This window comes from Cupriavidus sp. L7L, from assembly GCF_004353535.1.
Lineage (GTDB): Bacteria > Pseudomonadota > Gammaproteobacteria > Burkholderiales > Burkholderiaceae > Cupriavidus > Cupriavidus oxalaticus_A.
On sequence record NZ_SMNY01000032.1, the window covers coordinates 78,422 to 95,068 of the forward strand.

Annotated in this window: 11 protein-coding genes; 6 read left to right on the forward strand and 5 right to left on the reverse strand. The window is 62.4% G+C overall.

The annotated features are described in order from the left end of the window. Positions 1-259 precede the first annotated feature (259 nt). Complete coding sequence (locus tag E1J61_RS27075; protein ID WP_243736995.1) at positions 260-1,576, reverse strand: Fic family protein; 1,317 nt, start codon at positions 1,574-1,576, stop codon at positions 260-262. A 1,020-nt stretch (positions 1,577-2,596) separates the two neighbouring features. Here E1J61_RS27075 and E1J61_RS27090 point away from each other — a divergent pair. Together E1J61_RS27090 and E1J61_RS27095 are read left to right on the forward strand one after the other, a co-directional pair. Further along, positions 2,597-3,100, forward strand: a complete 504-nt coding sequence (locus E1J61_RS27090; RefSeq protein ID WP_133097013.1) for a helix-turn-helix domain-containing protein — start codon at positions 2,597-2,599, stop codon at positions 3,098-3,100. Beyond that, the gene (locus E1J61_RS27095) at positions 3,097-3,792 is read left to right on the forward strand and encodes a nucleotidyl transferase AbiEii/AbiGii toxin family protein (RefSeq protein ID WP_133097014.1); all 696 of its coding nucleotides are present in this window, start codon (positions 3,097-3,099) and stop codon (positions 3,790-3,792) included. The genes E1J61_RS27090 and E1J61_RS27095 overlap by 4 nt, the downstream gene beginning before the upstream one ends. A gap of 201 nt (positions 3,793-3,993) precedes the next feature. Here E1J61_RS27095 and E1J61_RS27100 read toward each other — a convergent pair whose 3' ends face one another. The 3 genes from E1J61_RS27100 to E1J61_RS27110 all read right to left on the reverse strand — a co-directional run bounded on the left by E1J61_RS27100 (position 3,994) and on the right by E1J61_RS27110 (position 6,321). After that, positions 3,994-5,097, reverse strand: a complete 1,104-nt coding sequence (locus E1J61_RS27100) for a hypothetical protein (protein ID WP_243736996.1) — start codon at positions 5,095-5,097, stop codon at positions 3,994-3,996. Between the two features lie 431 nt (positions 5,098-5,528). Further along, the gene (locus E1J61_RS27105) at positions 5,529-5,750 is read right to left on the reverse strand and encodes a hypothetical protein (protein ID WP_133097016.1); all 222 of its coding nucleotides are present in this window, start codon (positions 5,748-5,750) and stop codon (positions 5,529-5,531) included. Next, positions 5,731-6,321, reverse strand: a complete 591-nt coding sequence (locus E1J61_RS27110) for a hypothetical protein (protein WP_243736997.1) — start codon at positions 6,319-6,321, stop codon at positions 5,731-5,733. The genes E1J61_RS27105 and E1J61_RS27110 overlap by 20 nt, the downstream gene beginning before the upstream one ends. A 325-nt stretch (positions 6,322-6,646) precedes the next feature. On the opposite strand from E1J61_RS27110, the gene E1J61_RS27115 reads away from it, so the two are divergent. Then, positions 6,647-9,967: a DEAD/DEAH box helicase gene (locus E1J61_RS27115; RefSeq protein ID WP_133097045.1), complete on the forward strand. Its 3,321-nt coding sequence runs from the start codon at positions 6,647-6,649 to the stop codon at positions 9,965-9,967. A gap of 70 nt (positions 9,968-10,037) precedes the next feature. Here E1J61_RS27115 and E1J61_RS27120 read toward each other — a convergent pair whose 3' ends face one another. Continuing rightward, positions 10,038-11,165, reverse strand: a complete 1,128-nt coding sequence (locus tag E1J61_RS27120; RefSeq protein ID WP_133097017.1) for a sensor histidine kinase — start codon at positions 11,163-11,165, stop codon at positions 10,038-10,040. Positions 11,166-11,385: 220 nt separating this feature from the next. On the opposite strand from E1J61_RS27120, the gene imuA reads away from it, so the two are divergent. The 3 genes from imuA to E1J61_RS27135 are packed head-to-tail and all read left to right on the forward strand — an operon-like array spanning position 11,386 to position 16,645. Beyond that, the gene (gene imuA, locus E1J61_RS27125; RefSeq protein ID WP_133097018.1) at positions 11,386-12,090 is read left to right on the forward strand and encodes a translesion DNA synthesis-associated protein ImuA; all 705 of its coding nucleotides are present in this window, start codon (positions 11,386-11,388) and stop codon (positions 12,088-12,090) included. After that, positions 12,017-13,480, forward strand: a complete 1,464-nt coding sequence (locus E1J61_RS27130) for a DNA polymerase Y family protein (protein ID WP_133097019.1) — start codon at positions 12,017-12,019, stop codon at positions 13,478-13,480. The genes imuA and E1J61_RS27130 overlap by 74 nt, the downstream gene beginning before the upstream one ends. A gap of 15 nt (positions 13,481-13,495) precedes the next feature. Then, the gene (locus tag E1J61_RS27135; protein WP_133097020.1) at positions 13,496-16,645 is read left to right on the forward strand and encodes an error-prone DNA polymerase; all 3,150 of its coding nucleotides are present in this window, start codon (positions 13,496-13,498) and stop codon (positions 16,643-16,645) included. Positions 16,646-16,647: the final 2 nt, after the last annotated feature.

A 16,647-nucleotide genomic window follows, 5' to 3' on the forward strand; every position in this document is an offset into this window, starting at 1 on the left:
TGCTCTTACTGTGGAAGATCCGCGCTCGCGTCGCTGGTAGCAGCGCGGGCGCACACCGGTTCGCGTCTGAGCGGCACGTCCGACAATGCAGTTCCAGGCCGCGCCTTCACTCGCCGCTCCCTGCGTCGTTTAGCCTCCGACCAGCCGCGACGCAGGGCTTCGGCTTCGTAGAATCCGCGGATTCGGGACAAGTTTCCACGCCGCGATCACTATGGGCAGCGTGCATATTGTAGAGCTTGGTCACGCGGCGGCAATGTAATCAGTTGGGTGGCCCCGCCGCCTGGGATGTCTTCCAAGCATCGAGTTCCGAGGGGCGCAAGCCGTAGCGGGCCAGTACGCCCTCGTGCAGCCGCCGGAGCTCTTCTACGATCAGTGCTTGCACATTGTCACGATCAGCCTCTGGCACTTTTGCCATGACGACCTGGCGAATCACGGATAGCGCATCGTGATCGGGTTGCAGCACGACGTCACGGATCGTTTGTTTGATCACATCGCGCCAAGCAAGGCGTAGCGGATCGGGTTCCGCCAGATCTTGCTTGATGGCCAAGTACTCTTGCGTTGAGCGCTCGTAGGCCCAAACGTAGAGATCGCGCAGCAACTCCACGCGGGTCATCTCATACATGCCAAGGATGGCGCGACTATAAGCTTGCTCCGGCACATCCAGGAACGTCAGCGGACAAAGGTTTGCACGGAACAGCGGCAGATTGGCCACCAGGCGCGAGGTGCGTTTGTTGACGTCCGCGAATGGCTGCAGGTATGGCAGGTGCACCATCACGAAGAATGATTGTTCAAAGGGATCAGCAATTTGATTCACCTTCTCGAGCAGGGCATCTAGTGCGTCCTCAATTTGCTGTGGTGCTGACAGGGGGCGGTAAACACTTTGGCGAATGTCCACGGCGTGCTGGCGAATCCGGCCTTCATCGGCAGGGTTGGGCAACAGGTTCTCCGACAAGGCGCTATGCAGGTTCATCAAGGTATAGCGGTCGAAACCGACCGTACCGATGTTCTCCACCAGCAGTTCGATGGCCGTCTTGTGGTTGAGGATCATTTGGGTTTCGATGGCCGCCTTGCCTTGCGCTGCCTTCCCGTGCTCAATCAGCTCACGGGTGTCCAGGCGGGAATAGGTGTTGCCCTCCAAATGACTCGATGCCCATGACAGGTCGATCAGCAGCCGGTTCAGAATTGCCCTGCTATAGGTTCCAGCGGGGGCATCAGCCTGTGCGGTCTTGCCCATCTTGTGTAGCTGACGCCGAAGCGATTCCGAAAGGTACCGTGTGACATTGGGTTGATAGGCGTCAAGGAAGTCGCGTTGGTAGCCCACAGGCTTGCGCGCTTTCGGGGGCTGATCGATATAGGCCACGATGTCGCGGCTGTCCGCGGAAAGCGGGATATAACTCGGGAAGCGGTCCCGCTCAGGCGCGGTCGTGGCAAGCTCTGTCGTTTTCGCCACGAAATAGCGACGGGCGCGTCCTTCGCCGATCGCCGTGATCTGTCCGCCATCGATCCATTGGCTGATCCAACGTTGGGCTGTCCGCCGCGCAACGTCGGGATGCTGGGCTAGCAACTCGGCGAGCATCAATCCAGCGGGGGCTTTCCGAATGCTGTCTAGCAGGGCGTGGGCAGAGGACATATGGAGTGTGGCGCAGTTCGCTTGAGGAATGGCGCCATTTTGGCGCAGTTTATTAAACTGCGCCAAAAAATTGGCGCAGTATGAGGATCCCACCTAAGTGAAGCAGGAGATACGCAGCGCGGCCAGTGCTTGGCTGCGGGCCCTGCCAAGCGTGACGTCCATGTCGAAATTTAAATGCAATTAACCGCCAAGCTCCCCTGAAACTATCAATTGCGGGCTACCAGTGGCATGCCGCGATCACGCCCTGATCCGAAGCACTTGTCGCGCGTGACAATTCGCACCGTTCGGCCGCTAGGCGACCGAATTCGAGACATCCGGGCTGAGGATGGGGTACCCATTTTCCAGGCGGCGAGGCATTGCGGGTGCCCTTCGGCATGCTGTCCAAGCTGGAAAACGTCAAGGGCGTCTGCGTGTGTGGACGGACTGGGTTTGACGATGCTGGCGTTACCAAGGCTCATTTGCCTTGGCTCGAACAGGGAGGCCTCACGCGCTCGGCGGAGGCAGCGAGGGAACAGCATGTGGAAACGTCAATCGCGCCTGACCAAGTGGAGTGCGGTGGGACGCTCGGCTCTTCGAAGACCGAGAGCATGCGAGCGGGGAGGGCGGGCGTGGTGCGGGCCACTTGCTCCTGCAGGAATGAATTGAAGGCCAGAGCCTCGCCTGCGTGAAATACTGGAATTCTTCCAACACGACGATCAGGCTGCGGCGGCTTCGCTGGCCGATCACGCCGGCCATCGAGGCGAAGTCAGTGACTTGCGGGGTCAGTGCATTGGCGATCTCGGATTCGCATGCCAATGCGTCGTTGGCCTTGGATGCGACATAAGAACCAGTTTGGACTATGAACAAACCGGTCGAGCGTCTCCAGCGTGCCCATCGTCCCTAGAATTGTGGCTTCAAGAGGGCTAACAGATATATGTGTTAGCCCCTGTGTCGTCTATACTTGACAAAAGTATGGAGGTTGTCGGCATGAACCCAGCACTCGTGGGCAGCGCAATTCAACGGAAGCGGATTGCGCTTGGCCTGACCCAACAGCAACTGGCTGATATGGCCGAACTGTCGCGTCAGTCTCTTAACGGCATTGAGCATGGCACCGTTAATGCGACGCTCCAGTCGCTCGGGCGGCTGATGGACGTGCTTGGACTCGCGCTTGATATAAAAGACCCTGAAGCCAGTCGTCAGGCCAAAGGCACGCCGACCCGCGCACTATGGATGGCCGCAAAGGGCGCCAACGTCAGCTACACAGGCGAGCTTACGCCGGACGAGTTGGAACACGCCCTCGCCACCGGCGAAGTGCCATCAGAGTATCGTCCGCAAATCGCCCAAGTTTTGGATGAGGCACCACTACAACTGGTGACCAAAGTAGTTGCCGAAGTTGCGAATAAGCGGCACCAGAATCCGGCCGACATTTGGAAGAACCTCAGGCGGCTCGCGCAGTCCTTGATGGCTACACGTGGAGGCCTGTGGGCATGAAGGTTGAACTTCAGGGTGACATCTGGGAAAGCCTGTTCCCGCACGCATTCACGCTGATGGACGAGGTCAGAAAGCACGGAGGCATCGAGCCTTTCTGGACCTTTGGGGGAGGCACGGTCCTAATGCTCCGGTACCGCCATCGGTTTTCCCGTGATATCGACCTCTTTGTACCGGATCCTCAATACCTAGGGTTCGTGACGCCGCGTTTGAGCGAGGCTGCGGAGAACATTACGAGCGACTATGTTGAGCAGGGTAATTTTGTGAAATTGGTCCTCGACGCTGGTGAAGTCGACGTCGTGGCATCGCCCAACCTGACCGACGAGCCATTCGAGGTCTGGGAGATCCTGGGGCAACCCGTCAACGTGGAAACCGCTGCCGAGATCGTTGCCAAGAAGCTCTACCACCGCGGCGATCGGGCCACCGCGCGTGATCTTTTTGACCTGGCCGTCGTGGTCGAGCAAGAGCCCTTAGCGCTCGTGCGGGCGGCGCCGTTTCTGCTTCGACACGCTGCAGCCTTCCGGGAACAGGTTGAGGCTGGCCCGCCGCTCATGCGCGAGCAGTTTGGCAGGATCCAGCGGATTGGTTTCAACAGGAGCTTCGACGAGTGCGTCGCAATAGTGGGCGATTTTCTTCATTCACTGCAGGAAACCGACAACGCTATGCAGACGGCGCAGGAAAGGCAGCGACCATAGGTCATGTGGGCCTGGGCCCGAGTCTTCCGCAGACTGCGCGCTGTGAAAGTGCGCTATAAGCAATTTTTCGCGTAATATTTTTTATGTTAAATTGTGATGCCATATAACAATGCTATTCTGGGCGCGACCCGTGCGCCCATCTTGCGTCAATCGCGTGCGAAACGATCCCCCGCTGGATTGCTCTAGCAACCCCAACCGGTCTTAATGACGTTTCAGAAACTCGGCGAACAACGTGTCATCTATGAGGTAGCCGCGACCCGCCGTCTTGGCCAGAACACCGGACTTGCGCAGGCGTTCCAGCGCGGCACGGACCTTCGACACCGAAACGGTGAAACGTGGGTCTTTGTTGAGCAATGTAATCGTGCCCTTCGCGAACGGTGCGTGACCCTTCGCGATGACGCTCAGTAATACCTGTTCAAATGGCTGTAGGCTTGCCAGCAGACCTTCCCAGCCCGCGATAAGTCGTCCGTCTTGAACGAACCGATTCAGGGCGAACTGCACGTCCGTCACGCCCTCGGCCGACATCCATTTCACCAGGTCCTTCATCAATGCGGGCTTGTGGCCGAGAAACTCGAATGCTTTCACAAGATCGTCGACATCAAGGGTCTTGTCGGCGTGCACTGATGCAAAGTGTTTGGCCAGGGCCTTGGGGTACTCGATACCCAGGGTGGGAAAATCGAGCAACTGGGCAAATTGATACATCGGTCCGCCGGAAGCGACCGTCATCGCTGCCAAGGCCTCTTGCGAGGAACCCGTAAAAACCGCAAGGACGTCTCGCTTGCGCTTCTGCAGAACCGCTCGGATCGTAGCGATGGCCGATCGACCGTCGGCGAGCTCGGCCAGCACTTGCACTTCGTCCAACATCAACAGAATTGTATGGCCAGATTGCGACGCCAGCCGCGCGACCAGCGTGTCAAACCGGAGTGCAGGATCGTCGGGCAGCTTGCGCCTGGTGGGCTCGTCGCCCAGCTCAACACTGGCGCTGAGCATCCCAATTTTCTTGACGGGTGTTTTCCCGATCTTTCCGGCGCGGGTCGTGGGCACAGTGAGATCATCCAGCGCTTCTTCCAACGCATGGTTGATTGCTGCCAATGGCGCAGCTTGATTCAACCAGAGATCCGCATAAACGGGAACGAACCGCGCTTTTCGGGATACAGGAGTGAGATCCTGGTCCAGGAAGAACGTCTTGCCGACCCGCCGTGGTGCAAATAGCGCAATTGGCCGGCCAGGCTGAGCCTGGAGCAGTTGCAGGTAAGATTTCGCCAGTTCGGGCCGGCGGATCTCGATATCGTCGAAGGTAATCATGTGGGCATTGTCGTTCATTGTCGTTAAAACGACAATTGCCGTTTTGACGACAATGAACGACAGCGACGGGGGGCTCGCTTGCCTCAAGAAATCAAGTCAGAGCGGGCGGGATTCGACCAGCACCTGCCCTCCGAGATCTTTGGGAGTGCTCCTGATTGACTTCCTGGTGCAGGGCAATGGCGCCGCGATTTGAGCCGGCGAGTAGCTCGAAAGTGCTTAGTCGATCGCGTTACAGGGGCGCTGCGACAGCGGCCATCTCGTCCTCGGACAAGTGGTCTATTGACTTGACGTCCATAGATCCTTTTAAGTTGGCAGTGAAAAGTCGGGATTAGTGTTGGCAGCTGCCCCAGCGTTCACCCAAGCGCTAAAAGAAAAAAGCCTCCCGCTCTGGGAGGCTCGCTCTGGCCGGGCCACTACCTACGTGACGCTAGTCACTGCTTGCCGGCGACCACCGCGCGCACGCGCAACGTACCGGTGTACGCGATGCGAACCGTCGAATGTGTTTGGCCGTGCTCCGCAGCGGTGTCAGCCTGCGACAGTAGGGTCTGGAGGCCGCGCTTCTGCATCACTACCACAGCAGGGCGCAGCTGCTTGCTCGCCTTGCCGGGCTTTGCTGGGCGGGCCGGCAGCGGATTACGTGCGTTCAAAGCCATAGAAACCTCCTGTGTCCCGGTTCGGTTGGGTCACGCACCGGAAGCGCAGACTATAGAGCCCAGACGCAAAGCGTCTAGCAAGCCTATTGTAAAGCAAGTCCAGCTGTCCAGATTGCGGCATATAGAAGTACTGTCTCACAGTCGGCAGCTCGACCGCATGTATCACCAGTGCCCTAGCCAGCACGTCGCAGAACTGCCAGATCATGCGCGCGTCTGGCAGCGGCCAGTGTTGAGGGTCGAACATGGTGTCAGCGTCGGCCTCGGCGCGCATGAACTTAACCAAACGCGCGTCCGGGTCCGGCCGGAAGCCACCGGCCCATTCGTCGGCGGTCTCTTGCACCCACTCCGGGTCGCCACCGGCGTAGGCCAGCAAGTCGGCGAAAAACACCACGAAGCGGACCAGACCAAAGGGGATGCCGATCACCTCGATGCCGGCATCGACCGACACGGGTTCGGTGATGCTGACCCGCGCAGGGTCGACCGCTTCACCTGAAAAAAGGTCGGCCAACAACGCTGGCGTGATGTAATGGTGCATATTTTGGTGAAGAAAAAGCCACTTTTTCGCGCTCATCGTAGCACACACCGCTGCGCTGCCTGACCCGGTGAAACAGCGCCTACCAATCTTGAGCGTCCGGCCCCTTCCCTGCCATTTCCCTTCTCCAGAAACGACCATTCATTCGGCACTTTGGCTCGTCCCGCACCTTGCCAACTGGCGCATCGGTTTCGCCCCATAGGCGACTAGCTTGCGCCCGTCCTGCACCCGGAAAGCGATCGCCAGCCTGTCGACCTCCGAGACTGCTCAGCCCACCACGGTGGAAGGCCATCCGCTGCCTTACCAACCGGGCGTCCAGCCGCGTAGAATGCTCCCGGCGTTGTCAACCCGCCTCCTTCAGTCGATGTCAGTCTCCTACGATTCCAGGCAAATCGCGCAATGGCTGGATTCCTTCACGGTGTCCAAGGCACGCGCCTATGCGAGTGCCGTCTCGAAGTTGCGCTGGATCGACGAGGACACCCTGGCGGGCCTGGTGCAAGGCACCCGCACGCGTCCTTATGACGTGCGTGCGCATTTCCACGACATCGACGACGACATGTGGGTGGAAGGCGAATGCACGTGTCCAGTCGGGGTCGACTGCAAGCATGTGGCAGCACTGCTGATCGCCGGGCTGGCGCACCAGCCGAAGCCACCGTCCACCGGCGTGCGCGCGGAACTGGTGAGCTGGCTTGAAGGCTTTCGTGCCAGGCGCACGGCCGCCAATCCCGCGGCCAAGAAGAAGCCGTCCAAGCCCACGCATGCCCTGGCCTACGTGATCGGCCAATCGTACCGCGGCGGCGAGGTAACGATTTACAAGGCACGCGTGAGCGCCGACGGTACGATTCGCTCGCTTGACGATCCGTGGCAAAACGTCGAGAAAGCGCTGGTCGAGCCCCCGAAATTCATCACCGAAGAGGATCTGCCGATCCTGCGCGGGCTGTGGCTGGGCCGCTCGCATGCCTCCTATATGAGTGGTTTTGGCCTGCGGGGCGCAACCGGTGCCGTCATCCTGGAGCAAATGATGGCAACCGGACGTGCCTTTGCTTCCTTTTCCCCCGCGGGTTCTCACTATCCCGGCACGCACTGTGCGCTGCACGTCGGAGCCCCGCGCAGCGCGCAGCTGACTTGGCAGACGCAGCCCGACACGCGCGTGCGGCCGCTCCTGCAAGCCGAGCCCCCCGCTTCCCTGTTGCTGACGAGCACCCAGCCGTGCTGGTACGTCGACGCGGATTCTGGTGAAGCCGGCCTCCTGGCGATGCCTTGGCCCTCGGAGCAGCTCGCCGATTTCCTGTCCATGCCGGCTATTACGCTGGACGAGGCCGCACTGGTTGGGAATGTGCTGCGTGAAGTGGCGCCCGAACTCCCGATGCCGCCTGCGCATGAAACGGCGTCTGTGCGAAGCATCCACTGTGCGCCGGTGCCCGTCCTGGCCCTGGACACGTTGTCGACATGGGCCTCGGCGCAGGATTTTGCGACGGTCAGCTTTGATTACGCAGGACACAGCCTCCCGGCGCACAGCAGCACCACCCTCCTCCAAACCACCGGTGGCGAGGTTGTCCAGATCAAACGGGACGCCGATCTCGAGCGCAAGCGTCTGACTGAGCTGCAACAGGCCGGGTTCCGGAAGATTCGGGCCGACCGTGTCTTTGGGCCCGCCCCGTTTCCGGCCGACATGCTCGGCCCCGAGGACAACGCCAGCTGGCCAAGCCTCGTGAAGGCGCTGCTGCCAGCGCTTCGCGCCAGTGGCTGGCGCGTCGTCATGACGGACGCGTTTCGGCACAACGTGATTGAGATCGAGGCCATTGACGGCCGCCTGCGTCAGACCGGTGATGGCTGGTTCGACGTCGAGATGGGCATCACTGTCAACGGCCGTACGGTGCATCTGGAGCCGCTGCTGGCGGACCTCTTTCGCCGGGATTCGCGCTGGTTGTCAGGCAGGCTGGATGGCATCCCCGACGACGAAGCGATTGATCTGAAGACCGAGCGCAACGAGCGGCTGCGCCTGAGTGCCGACCGGCTGAAACCCGTCGTGCGCGTGCTGATCGACCTGTTCGACGCCCTCAGCACCGGTATGCGCATTTCCGAGTGGGATGCGGCCCGGCTCCATGCCCTGGATCAGACTGGACGCTGGCAGTTTGACGGCGCGGCATCGATCCGGCAGCTCGCGCAGCGCCTGATGGCGGGGCCCGGGATGGCAGACGTGCCCCTGCCGCGCGGCCTGACGGCCGAACTGCGTGCTTACCAGCGCCAGGGGCTTGCCTGGATGCAGTTCCTGCGCGAGCAGGGGTTGTCCGGCGTGCTAGCCGACGACATGGGACTGGGCAAGACGATCCAGGCCCTGGCGCACATCCTTACGGAAAAGGAACGGGGCCGGCTGGACCGGCCTGCGCTGATCGTCGTGCCGACGACCCTCGTGCACAACTGGCGCGAGGAAGCCCAACGCTTCACGCCGACGCTGCGCGTCCTGGATCTGCACGGCCCCCAGCGTCACGATCGCTTTGCCCAGATTGGCGAGCACGACCTGATCCTGACCACGTACGCGTTGCTGTGGCGTGACGAGGCAATCCTTGCCGACCACGACTTTCACCTGCTGCTTCTGGACGAGGCCCAATACGTCAAGAATGCTGCCACCAAGTCCGCCGCGACCATCCGCACACTGCGTGCGCGACACCGCCTCTGCCTGACAGGCACGCCACTCGAAAACCATCTCGGTGAATTGTGGGCCCAGTTTGACTTCCTGCTGCCCGGCTTTCTCGGTACCCGCGAGGACTTCACGCGACGCTGGCGCACTCCCATCGAAAAGGGCGGCGATACCGTTCGACGCGACCTGCTCGCGCGGCGCATCCGGCCATTCATGCTGCGCCGGCGCAAGGATGAGGTGGCCACCGAGTTGCCCCCGAAAACGACGATCGTGCGCACGGTGGAGCTCGAAGGCGCGCAACGCGATCTGTACGAGACGGTGCGCGCTGCCATGCAGGAAAAGGTGCGGGCTGCCGTCGCGGCAAAGGGTCTCGCGCGCAGCCACATCATCGTGCTAGAGGCGCTGCTCAAACTGCGCCAGGTTTGCTGCGATCCGCGGCTCGTCAAGATCAAAGAGGCGGCTCGGATCAAGGAATCGGCCAAGCTTGAGCTGCTGCTGCACATGCTGCCCGAACTGATCGAGGAAGATCGTCGTATCCTGCTGTTCTCCCAGTTCACCAGCATGCTGGATCTCATTGCCGCAGCCCTGCGAAACGCCGGCATTCCCTATGTCATGCTGACGGGGGACACGGCGGATCGCATCACCCCGGTCGAACGCTTCCAGCAAGGCGAGGTACCGCTTTTCCTGATCAGCCTGAAGGCCGGTGGTGTTGGGCTGAACCTGACGGCGGCTGACACCGTCATTCACTACGATCCCTGGTGGAATCCAGCCGTGGAAAATCAGGCCACGGACCGCGCTCACCGTCTTGGCCAGGACAAGCCCGTGTTCGTCTACAAGCTGATCACCGGGGGCAGCGTCGAGGAGAAAATCGTCGCGATGCAAGCGCAGAAAGCCGCGCTGGCCGAGGCGATCCTGTCGGAGGATGCCGCCGGCGCCGTCAAATTCTCCGCCGAGGACATCGAGGCACTGTTCGAGCCGATCCCGGCGGCACCGGCCGTCGCCGCGACGACAAAATCCCGGTCCCGCATTCGGACAGGAACCTGACGATGCCGTGTGCCGGGGCAAATCGCGACGGCACTGCACGACGCCCGGGCAGGCAAAGCGAACGCACCACTCAAGTCGTTTGGAATGCTCGACGCGGCAGACGCACCTCAAACGCCGTCTCTGCCTGGTCGGAGCGGGCGTCGATTGACCCGTGATGGGCCCTGGCAATTTCGCTCGCGATATACAGGCCGAGCCCGAGCCCGCCCGCGTGCTTGTCTTCCTGATCCGGACCTCTGCTTAGCGGGTCAAACATTCGCTCCAGCGTCAGCTGGTCAATAGCGGGGCCGCTGTTCCTCACCGCGAGATGAACTTCGGTGTCGTCACCAGTGACTACAACGCGGACCGAAGCGTCTGGCGCGCCATATCTGATCGCGTTGAGCACCAGATTGGAAACCACTTGCTGCAGCCGCAAACCATCCCAAGCGCCCTGCACGTTGCCCTTCATCTCGAGGTCGATGCGGCGGTCTGGATGCGCTGCCCGCAACTGATCTACGGTATCGCCAACGACGTGAGCCAGGTCGATCTCAATGGGAGCGATGTTGATACCCAAACCGAGTTTCATTCGGTTGAAATCGCACAGGTCATCCAGCAGGGAATTCATGCTGGCACCGCTGCGAATGAGCCGTGCTGCCGCCTCCGACACCTTCTCCCCGGCGTTCAGCGCCGCCAGATAGGAGGCGGTCATCTGGATGGTCTGCAGAGGACTGCGCAGATCGTGCCCAAGCATTCCCAACAACAGATTACGAGACTGCTCAACTTCCGCATTGAAAAAATCCACGGATTCCGCGACGGCCTGATCGATCGCCTCGTTGAATCGCATCACGTCATCCAGGTCCGCGGCGACCAATTCAAATTGGTCCATCCACAAACGCAGCACGCTGGCGCGTAGCGCCCGGTACTCGGCGACCAACTGGTTGATGTTGAAGCCACCGCGCGCCCGGATGATGGCGTGAATTTGGGCTGCAGTGTCCGGCGCACCGGGCACCTTCGAGGCTCGTCCCAAGGATTTTTCGCGTTGCGCCTCGCTCGTTTGCGGGGTCCTAAGATCTTTGGCAATGGCTTGGAGGATCTGCGGGGCGTGGTCGCGCAGGGCGAGGGAATCCAGATTCCGGGCGGCAGGCAGTTGGGTGGCCACGAACGCCTCCCATTCCGCCAAAATGTGCTTCATATCGCGCAAGATAAAGTCAGCTAGCCGCATGCCTGCCCCTTTAGCTTTGGCAGCCCCAACGCACTTCTGAAGAATAGGATGTTATGTCGGCGAGGATGGGTAAAGTATCGCATAAGGCGCTTTGAACGTTCGGAAGCTGTCGATTGTTACGTGACAACTGACGGTTGACTTCTTCGAGGAGGTTGCCGCATGCATTTCGTACAGATGACCACTGTATGGATATACAGTACACTGGTGGCAGGAGCCCACCATGCTATCCGTCGCCCCAGAAACCATTCACCCATCGTTGTGGCTCGCAGCCCAGCTTGCCCGAGGCAGCGCACGCACTGTTCCGACCGGGTACCCGTCGCTCGACAAGGAGCTGCCAGGCGGCGGGTGGCCAGTCGGCTGCCTGACGGAGTTGCTGCAGCGCCAGCCCGGTATTGGCGAGCTGCGCCTGCTACGCCCTGCTCTTGTCGCGCGCGCCAACCGCCCCGTCGCGCTGTTGGCGCCGCCGCACGCGCCGCAAGCGCTGGCACTCGCGAACTGGGGCGTCCCACCCGCCCAGATTCTCTGGATCGACACCCGGCACACCGCTGACGCTTTATGGGCTGCTGAGCAGATCTTGCGCGCCGGGACCTGCGGCGCACTCGTGCTCTGGCAGTCGCACCTGCGTAACGATGCGCTTCGGCGTCTCAACCTTGCCGCCCAAGCCTCGGATGTCCTGTTCTTCGTGGTTCGACCAACGGCCTGCGCACGCGATGCTTCGCCGGCGCCGCTGCGCCTCGCCTTGGAGCCCGCATCGGACGGCATTCGCGTGCAGTTCGTGAAGCGTCGCGGCCCGCAGCAGGAATCGCCGCTTGACGTCACCCTGCAGCCCTCCCCCATTCTGTTGTATCGCCATGCTGCGCCTGTGGATCTGCCTGCGCCTGTCGTCCCTGCCCCTCGAAGTGTTCCGGCCGAACTGGTCCACTGAGCTGGCGGTTGCTGTCCTGGACAAGGAGCGCGTGCGCTTGGCGTCGCCGCTGGCCATGGCGGCCGGCGTGAAGCTGGGCATGCGACGCGGCGGCGTACAGACGATCGCGCCGCAGACCATTCTCTTTGACCGCGACACTTGCGCGGAGCTGGCGGCGCTTGAGCGCGTCACGATGGCGCTGCTGCAGTTCTCGCCCAATGTCGCTGCATCCGAGGAGGCAGCGGTGCTGGTCGACGTCAGTACCACGCTGCGACTCTTTGGCGGTGCCCGCAAGCTGCGGCAGCGAATGCTGGCGGCCGTGACGTCAATGGGCTTCAGTCCTGTCGCGGGATGCGCCCCCACTGCCGAAGGGGCGTGGCTGCTCGCCCGCGTTGGCGGAGGCGTGGCGCTGCGTCAGCCCTCATTGGGGCGACAGCTCGCCAACCTGCCCGTTGCGGTCTTGCCAGCGGCGCGGCCGTTCGACGATTGGCTGGATGGACTCGGCTGCCGCACGCTGGGCGACCTGCGCCGGCTGCCGCGCGCAGGCCTGCAGCGCCGTTGCGGCGCCGCCATCCTGGAGGCATTGGATCGCGCCCATGGGGAAGCGCCGGAAGTCTTCGAATGGATCGAAGCGCCACCATCGTTTGACGCCGCAGTGGATCTTCCGGACAGGATAGAGAGCGCCGAGGCTGCCCTCGCCTACATCCGTGGCTTGCTGGTCCAGATGGTCGGCTGGCTGACCGCGCGGCACCTGGCCATCAAGCGCTTTGGGATTGAACTGCGCCACGAGCGCGGCTGCGCCGCCATCGCGCCCACGAAGATCGAGATTGCGCTGGCCGAGCCCAACTGGCATGAAGAGCATTTGGTACGTCTGCTCAAAGAGCGCCTCGCACGGTTGACGGTCGAGGCGCCGATGATCGCCGTCGCGGTGTCTGCCGTCGAGACCGAGCCGGTGGCACCGCCCAGCGATTCGTTGTTTCCCGAGCCGGGCGGCACGCCCGCGGACCACGCACGCCTGCTCGAACTGCTGGTGGCGCGCCTGGGCGCTGACCATGTCCGCCAGCCGTGCTTGCGTGCCGACTATCGCCCGGAAGTCGCCAACGACTGGCAGGCGGCCACCGACAAGCCGGCCAGCGTAACGGTGCCCGCTGGCTTGCCCCGTCCCGCTTGGCTGCTCGGTAAGCCGGTGCCGCTGATTGAGCGCGACCACCGCCCCTTCTACGGTTCGCCCCTGCATATCGTTTCCCCACCCGAGCGCATCGAGTCGGGCTGGTGGGGAGGCCAGCTGGTGACTCGTGACTATTTCGTGGCGGAGGCGAAGGACCATACCTGCTACTGGATTTTCCAGGAACGCATGGGTAGCCGCGAAGGCGACGAGGCGCGGTGGTATCTGCATGGTCTCTTCGGCTGAAACGCCTGAAACGCCATGGACCTCAACACCACGGCAGGTCTGCCCGCCTACGCGGAGCTGCACTGCCGCTCCAACTTCTCCTTTCTCGCCGGTGCATCCCGACCGGAAGAACTCGCCGAACGCGCCGCCCAGTTGGGCTACCACGCGCTCGCCATCACTGACGAGTGCTCGCTGGCGGGGATCGTGCGCGCCCACACCGAGGCGAAGAACGCCGGCGTTCGCCTGGTGGTCGGCACCTGGTTCCGGCTGCAGAACGCCGATGGCTCTCCCGCCCTCTCGTTCCTGGCGCTCGCCCGTAACCGCGAAGGCTACGGCAACCTGTGCGAGTTGATCACGCTCGCGCGCATGCGTGCTGCCAAGGGTGCGTATGTGCTGACGCCGCGCGATCTGGCCGCGCCCGAAGCGCCGTACCAGCACCTGAAGGGGCTGCCGGACTGCCTGGTCGTGTTCACGCCGGAGTATGGCGCGGCGGCCGAGAAGCTGGAGGCGCAATCGGCTTGGGTGAGCGCGACCTTTGCCGGCAGGGTCTGGATGGGATTGAGCCTGCTCTACAAGCCCATGGACGATATTCATCGTGGCACGGTCGAGGCCGCCGCGGCGCGCCATCACCTGCGCCTTGTCGCCACTGGCAACGTGACGATGCACGTGCGCTCGCGCAAGCCGCTGCACGACGTGCTGACCGCCATCCGTGTGCATCGCCCGGTTCCCGAGTGCGGCTATGACCTGCTGCCGAATGCCGAGCAGCACCTGCGCTCCCGCTTGCGGCTCGCCAACATTTACCCGCACCGCTACCTGACCGAGTCGGTCCACATTGCCAACCTGTGCCAATTCTCGCTGGACGAACTGCGTTACGAGTATCCCGAAGAAGTGGTCCCGGACGGCGTCACGCCCGCCGACTATCTGCGGGAAGAGGCCTATGTCGGCGCGCATCGCCGCTACCCGGCTGGCATCCCCCTTGCCGTTCAGCAGCAGCTCGAGCATGAACTCGCGTTGATCCGCGACATGGCCTACGAGTTCTACTTCCTGACCGTGCATGATGTGGTGAAGTTCGCCCGCTCCAACGGCATTCTGTGCCAGGGGCGCGGCTCTGCCGCCAATTCGGCGGTCTGCTACTGTCTGGGTATCACCGAAGTCGACCCGGCACGCGGCAATCTGCTGTTCGAGCGCTTCATCTCCAAAGAGCGCGCCGAGCCGCCCGACATCGACGTCGACTTCGAACACCAGCGCCGCGAGGAAGTGATCCAGTACCTGTATCGCAAGTACGGACGCGATCGGGCCGCACTGGCCGCGGCGGTCACGACCTACCGCCCTCGCAGCGCCCTGCGCGACACCGGCAAGGCGCTTGGCGTGGACCCCGCCATCGTCGACCTGGTGGCGAAGTCCCACCACTGGTTCGACAGCAAAGCAGACCTGCTCAGGCGTTTCGGTGAGAGCGGCGTGGATACGGAAGCGGAGCTGTCCCAAAGCTGGGCTCACATGGCCGTGTCATTGCTCGGCTTCCCACGCCACCTTTCTCAGCACACGGGCGGCTTCGTGCTCGCGCGCGGCAAGCTTTCCCGGCTGGTGCCGATCGAAAACGCAGCCATGGCCGATCGCAGCGTGATCCAGTGGGACAAGGATGACCTCGATGCCTTGGGGCTGCTCAAAGTCGACGTGCTCGCGCTTGGCATGCTGTCTGCGATCCGGCGAGCCCTGGATCTGGTGTCGCAGCAACGCGGTGAAGTGTTTGAACTGCAGGACATCCCGGCGGAAAATCCGAAGACCTACGAGATGATCTCGCGCGCCGATACGATCGGCGTGTTCCAGATCGAATCCCGCGCGCAGATGTCAATGCTGCCTCGCATGAAGCCGCGCACCTTCTACGACCTCGTCATCGAAGTGGCGATCGTCCGGCCCGGGCCGGTCCAGGGTGGCATGGTGCATCCCTACCTGCGCCGCCGGCAGGGACTGGAGCCGGTCAGCTATCCGAGCCCGCAGATGGAGCAGGCCTTGTCCCGGACCCTTGGCGTGCCGATCTTCCAGGAACAGGTGATGCAGGTGGCCATGCTCGCCGCTGGTTTCTCCGCCGGCGAAGCGGACCAGCTGCGCCGTGCCATGGCAGCCTGGAAGCGCAAGGGTGGCTTGGAGCGATATCACGAGCGCATCGTGACGGGCATGCTCGAGCGCGGCTACGATGCCGAATTCGCCGAGAATATCTTCCGGCAGGTCCAGGGCTTTGGCGAGTATGGCTTTCCGGAAAGCCATGCCGCGAGCTTCGCCCTGCTGGTCTATGCGAGTGCCTGGCTCAAGTGCCACGAGCCCGCCGCCTTCCTCTGCGCCATGCTCAATAGCCAGCCCATGGGCTTCTACACGCCGTCGCAGCTGGTGCAGGATGCCAGGCGCCATGGCGTTACCGTACTTCCTGTCGATGTGACGGTCAGTGGCTGGGACGCCAGCCTGGAGCATCACGATGGGTCGGCGCCGGCGGTACGCCTGGGCCTCTCGCAGCTCAGAGGCATGCGCAGCGAATCCGCTGAACGTATCGAAACGGCACGCGCAATCCGGCCCTTTGCCTCTGTCAAGGATCTCGCTCGCAGAGCGTCATTAGACCGGCACGATGTCAATGTACTGGCCGCTGGCAATGCGTTGATCGGCCTCACCGGTAGTCGTCGTCAGGCGATGTGGCAGGCGGCGGCCGCAGTTCCAGACAAGGATTTGTTACGGCCCGCCGATCTGGACGAGCCAATACCAGAACTCTCACCGCCGACCGAAGGCGAGGAACTCGTCAGCGACTATCGCTCACTTGGGCTCACGCTGAACCGGCACCCGCTTGCCCTGCTCCGGCACAAGCTTACCGCGCTGCGCTTTGTGCCCGCCGACGTGCTTTCCACCTATGCGACGCGGCAGACGGCGCGTGGCTGCGGCATCGTGACGGTGCGGCAGCGCCCGGGCACGGCCAAGGGCGTGGTGTTCTTGTCGCTGGAAGACGAGACGGGCACCGTCAGCGTCATCGTCTGGCCGTCCGTGCTGGAGAAGTTCCGCCGGGAGGTATTGACGGCCTCCCTGCTCGGTGTCTATGGCCAGTGGCAATGCGAAGGCGAGGTGCGACATCTGATCGCGCAACGTTTTGTCGATTTGTCGCCCATGCTGGGAGAGCTGCATGCGCCAAGCCGAGATTTCTGTTAGCG

Bases quoted from the DNA above. Each gene is read 5' to 3' on its own strand.
- E1J61_RS27100 (WP_243736996.1), bottom strand. From the start codon at position 5,097: ATGATTACCTTCGACGATATCGAGATCCGCCGGCCCGAACTGGCGAAA.
- E1J61_RS27075 (WP_243736995.1), bottom strand. From the start codon at position 1,576: ATGCTCGCCGAGTTGCTAGCCCAGCATCCCGACGTTGCGCGGCGGACA.
- E1J61_RS27115 (WP_133097045.1), top strand. From the start codon at position 6,647: ATGTCAGTCTCCTACGATTCCAGGCAAATCGCGCAATGGCTGGATTCC.
- E1J61_RS27090 (WP_133097013.1), top strand. From the start codon at position 2,597: ATGAACCCAGCACTCGTGGGCAGCGCAATTCAACGGAAGCGGATTGCG.
- E1J61_RS27135 (WP_133097020.1), top strand. From the start codon at position 13,496: ATGGACCTCAACACCACGGCAGGTCTGCCCGCCTACGCGGAGCTGCAC.
- E1J61_RS27120 (WP_133097017.1), bottom strand. From the start codon at position 11,165: ATGCGGCTAGCTGACTTTATCTTGCGCGATATGAAGCACATTTTGGCG.
- E1J61_RS27110 (WP_243736997.1), bottom strand. From the start codon at position 6,321: ATGAGCGCGAAAAAGTGGCTTTTTCTTCACCAAAATATGCACCATTAC.
- E1J61_RS27095 (WP_133097014.1), top strand. From the start codon at position 3,097: ATGAAGGTTGAACTTCAGGGTGACATCTGGGAAAGCCTGTTCCCGCAC.
- E1J61_RS27105 (WP_133097016.1), bottom strand. From the start codon at position 5,750: ATGGCTTTGAACGCACGTAATCCGCTGCCGGCCCGCCCAGCAAAGCCC.
- E1J61_RS27130 (WP_133097019.1), top strand. From the start codon at position 12,017: ATGCTGCGCCTGTGGATCTGCCTGCGCCTGTCGTCCCTGCCCCTCGAA.
- imuA (WP_133097018.1), top strand. From the start codon at position 11,386: ATGCTATCCGTCGCCCCAGAAACCATTCACCCATCGTTGTGGCTCGCA.